The organism is Porphyromonas gulae DSM 15663 (genome assembly GCF_000378065.1).
In the GTDB taxonomy this organism is placed as follows: domain Bacteria; phylum Bacteroidota; class Bacteroidia; order Bacteroidales; family Porphyromonadaceae; genus Porphyromonas; species Porphyromonas gulae.
Genome location: NZ_KB899198.1, coordinates 1 through 4,041, shown reverse-complemented (window position 1 = coordinate 4,041; position 4,041 = coordinate 1). Strand labels below are relative to the sequence as shown.

Sequence of the window (4,041 nt, the reverse complement as noted above, 5' to 3'; positions counted from 1 at the left end):
CGTAACTTTGCCGGGCGTTCTTTGAGCGATTGTCCGTTCAGGTATCAGGGACAGTATGAGGATGAGGAGACAGGGCTGTATTATAACCGTTTCCGGTATTACTCACCCGATACAGGTAGTTACATATCCCAAGACCCAATAGGTCTGGAAGGAGACGTCTTTAATCTATATAATTACGTCATTGATTCGAATGATGGGATTGATCCTCTTGGTTTGTATAATCCATACGGTCATAGGAAGAATGGGCAGTTCAAAAAGAAACCTGGTGCAAAACCAAAAACGAAACCCCAATTACATGGCAACTCAAGATTGTCTTCCAAACCGACTGTATTGTATGCAATGTATGATGGAGACGGTAATTTTCAGAAATGGGGCATTACAGATAAGGTGAACAATCCCAAGTCAGGTCGTTACGGCAATTCTTTGCCTGAAGATTGGGATGTTATAGAAATGACACGAGGAAGAAGAACCGATATGTTGGATATAGAAAGAGAATTATCTGAAAAAGTCCCTGGTCCTATGAATCGTGAAAGTTGGGCTGGTAGTAAGAAAGGTGAGGCTTTGAGTTCAGAGGCAGATTCTATTTACAAGAAAGCACATCATTAAATACACAATATATACTTGGGATGGAAATCATTTTAAGCTCTGCAATTGGAGGAGATATCTCTCCTGAAATTAACGCAAAGAATATTCATCAACTGGTGATAGAGGTGAGGAAATCCTTAAAAACTCGATTTAAGGACAAGTTCTTTTATGGGGTTGATAAGATAAAGATTGACTTATATGTTGATGGAGATATATCGGAGTATTGCACTGAGTCTGGAGTTGCCAAATGTAGATATTATCAGAAAAAGCGAGAAATCGCTTCAGAGTTTTGTATCGATAGGAACTATTGGTTGTCTGAACCATCTCTTGGCTATAAACGAAAATTTAATCTATTTATGGAGGCTTCCTTGTCAAACTTAGGTACATTTATAGAGAAGCGATTGAAGTCTGATGGCGTAAACTTTGATAACACTTTATTTCAAGAGACAATCTTTGAAAGCCTAATGATTAATCATAGAGATTAACTATTGTGCTTATTGGGAATAGGAATCTATGAATGATTATGGATGCTATAAAGTGTGAAGTCAGGAAAATCATCTTCTCATTCTCCTCTATTTCAAATGTAAAATCAATCAGTTGTCTCTTACTTGTAGAAGTACTGAAATTTTGTTGGCGAAGTAATTTTATTTTCTTCGCGAACAAAATATTTTTTCTTCGCGAAGAAAATTTTATACCTTTGCGATATATTTTATTGTATTATTTATAAGCATATATAATTATGGCCAAACTCAAGTACAAAATTGCCGCCCGCAAGCTCAATATCGGTTCGCAAAAGGGTAAAACCGTTTACATTGCCCAACCCGTTAATCTGGGAAGAATCAGTTTCGAAGACTTTGTTAAAGAGGTTGCCGACGGCTCTACTGTCGATGCCGCCGATGTGAAAGCCGTGCTTAGCCGGCTCCATGTCGTAATCGAACGTCTGACGGCTCGCAGTTTTTCGGTCGAGTGCGGAGAATTGGGAACTTTTCGGCCTTCGTTCGGAAGCAAATCGGTAGAAAAACCGGAAGATTTCAAGGTGTCGATGATTCGTCCCGCCAAAATTCTTTTCACACCCAAACCCGCTTTCAAAAATTCTCTTCGTTCCACGGGATTTGAACTTTACGGTCAGGAAGAGGCATCATCTGCTGCCGATACTGGGCCGTCAACGCCTTCAGGCCCCGATCAGGGAAGTTCCGGCGGCGGTCTTTAAACGTATCAAACAGCCCGATGTATCGGCTTATGCTTTTCATCGGGTTGTTTCTTTTGTATAATCTTCCCTATCGTAAAACCGTTTTTTCTTTTCGACTACGATCCTTGGGACAATCTCTTCCGTGCCGATTATAAAGGTGGCTCTGAGGTGGAGAGCATTTACAAGGCTCCGGATGCCATCGGGAACCTCTTCCGCACGCCCGAAAGGAAAGATCGTAAGTACGGCAAGGGCGGTCGATTGCTCGAAGACCGTAAATACTCCTACCATTACGATGGTGAGGGCAACCTTGTGCTGAAACAACGATTGAGACCCGACGAGACGTTAGCTCCTCTTTGGCAGGAAGGTGATTGGGCTTATGAATGGCTGGGCAACGGTATGCTCCGAAGCGTCAAGCGTCCCGACGGTGAAACAGTTAGTTTCGAGTATGACCCTTTGGGGCGACGTATCTCGAAGACATATAAAGAGAAGACTACCCGTTGGGTTTGGGATGGCAATGTTCCGTTGCATGAGTGGACGGAGGAAGAGAAAAAAGTAACGGAACAGACAGAAGATGGAAGAGGCGAAAGCCTGATAACGTGGCTCTTCGAAGAGGGTAGTTTTGTCCCTTGCGCCAAACTTCAAAATGGAGAGAGCTACAGCATTGTAACAGACTATCTCGGTACACCAACCCATGCTTTTGATAGCAAAGGCAATAAAGTTTGGGAAAGAAATCTCGACATTTACGGCAAAATAAGAACAGGAAATAGTACCTTTGTGCCTTTCTTGTATCAAGGGCAATATTGGGACGAAGAAACAGACCTTTGCTATAATCGGTTCAGGTATTACAACCCAAGTTCGGGGACTTATATATCTCAAGACCCGATTCGGTTGGCGGGTGGAATAGCCTTATACGGATATGTTCATGACAGTAATAGTTGGATAGATCCATTGGGATTGTCTGAATTAGTGGATCTGGTAAATGAAGCACATTCATTATTAGATCCAAGAGCCCAAAGAAGCAAAACTACTGCAATTGGTGTCGGACAAGACGGAAAAATGTATATTGCATCAAGTGATGATTTAGTTCCCAAAGTTCAACGAGATTGGGCTATATCTAAAGATATTGAACCTATAAGAGGAATTGGACATGCGGAAGAAACTCTGATGAACGCAAATAAGGGTATTACACAAATTGATGCTTCAAGAAAAATTTGCCTTGATTGTGAAAATATGATGAATCAGAACAATGTAACTACAGCTACCGAGAAATCAGGGAAAAGAAGTAAAAATAGGGTAAACAGTTGTGGATAATGGATGAAAAAATTAAAAATAAAATCTTAAAATTATCGCCAAATAAACAATTATTATTTGGGGTTAGCTGTGCTAAAAGAATGGAAGCTAATCTTGAAAATTACTTGATAAACAGTGGGGATACTTCAATTTTTGCCATTGTAAGTAAACTGATAGATAAAATTTTTTTCGGTTGTACTTTGGATCAGTTTAATCAAATAGAAGAACTTGTTAGTGCTGATGATATGGAATTGATAGAGCAGGTAATTCCAGATACTGATGAAGATGGAAGTAATGAGGCTGTTTTGGCACAAAATGCAGCAATAGCATTGGCATACTGTCTTGATTTTACAAAAGAAAATAATGTAGATTTTATAAACTATTGCGGATTAAAGGTCGTTGAAACTGTAGATGTGATTGCATTCAGTATCCTGAACTTGGAAAATTCAGATTTGTTGATTTCCAAAGAACTTGCAATTCAAAACCAAGTATTGAAAATAATAAACAATATGAAGAGTGATTTTGATAGTATTGATATTGAAAAATTCAAACTAACAGTCACTCAATTTAAAATAGGATAATGCCCCAGATTTGGCAATAGAGATGTAAGTCAGTCGAAAACAAGAGTGTATACAAGGCAGGGACATTCTCCTTGCCTTTCTTTTTGTTTCAGAAAAAAGAGGCTCTTTTCAAGAGCTTTTTAAATTTATTACAGGGTTTGGGACGGCAACGTGCCTCTACACGAGTGGACGGAGGAATCCGATGTAACCACGTGGCTGTTTGAGGAGGGTACATTCATACCTGCGGCAAAGATAGTTGGCGATAAGTCCTACAGCATTATTACAGACTACTTAGGTACGCCGACTGAAATGTATAACTCCAATGGAGAAAAAACATGGTCGGTAGAATTGGATATTTATGGCTCTGTTCGTAACTTTGCCGGGCGTTCTTTGAGCGATTGTCCGTTCAGGTATCAG

Annotated in this window: 6 protein-coding genes; all 6 read left to right on the top strand. The window is 40.0% G+C overall.

All coding sequences use genetic code 11. The annotated features are described in order from the left end of the window. On the top strand, nt 1–606 hold a 606-nt coding region (locus tag F452_RS0110420), incomplete at its 5' end, for an RHS repeat-associated core domain-containing protein (RefSeq protein WP_026292388.1). Between the two features lie 20 nt (nt 607–626). Next, on the top strand, nt 627–1,070 hold the full coding sequence (locus F452_RS0110415; RefSeq protein ID WP_018966123.1) for an Imm12 family immunity protein: 444 nt from the start codon (nt 627–629) through the stop codon (nt 1,068–1,070). Between the two features lie 254 nt (nt 1,071–1,324). Continuing rightward, a complete protein-coding gene (locus tag F452_RS11055) occupies nt 1,325–1,795 on the top strand; it encodes an HU family DNA-binding protein (RefSeq protein WP_018966122.1) in 471 nt (156 codons plus the stop codon). 147 nt (nt 1,796–1,942) lie between these two features. Further along, entirely contained in the window at nt 1,943–3,085 is a 1,143-nt protein-coding gene (locus F452_RS0110405) for an RHS repeat domain-containing protein (RefSeq protein WP_018966121.1), read from the top strand. Next, nucleotides 3,085–3,645 carry a DUF416 family protein gene (locus F452_RS0110400; protein WP_033317211.1) on the top strand — a complete coding sequence of 187 codons (561 nt, stop codon included), beginning with the start codon at nt 3,085–3,087 and terminating at the stop codon, nt 3,643–3,645. The genes F452_RS0110405 and F452_RS0110400 overlap by 1 nt, the downstream gene beginning before the upstream one ends. A 150-nt stretch (nt 3,646–3,795) precedes the next feature. After that, a partial coding sequence (locus tag F452_RS11050) for an RHS domain-containing protein (RefSeq protein ID WP_033317210.1) occupies nt 3,796–4,041 on the top strand: 246 nt, incomplete at its 3' end.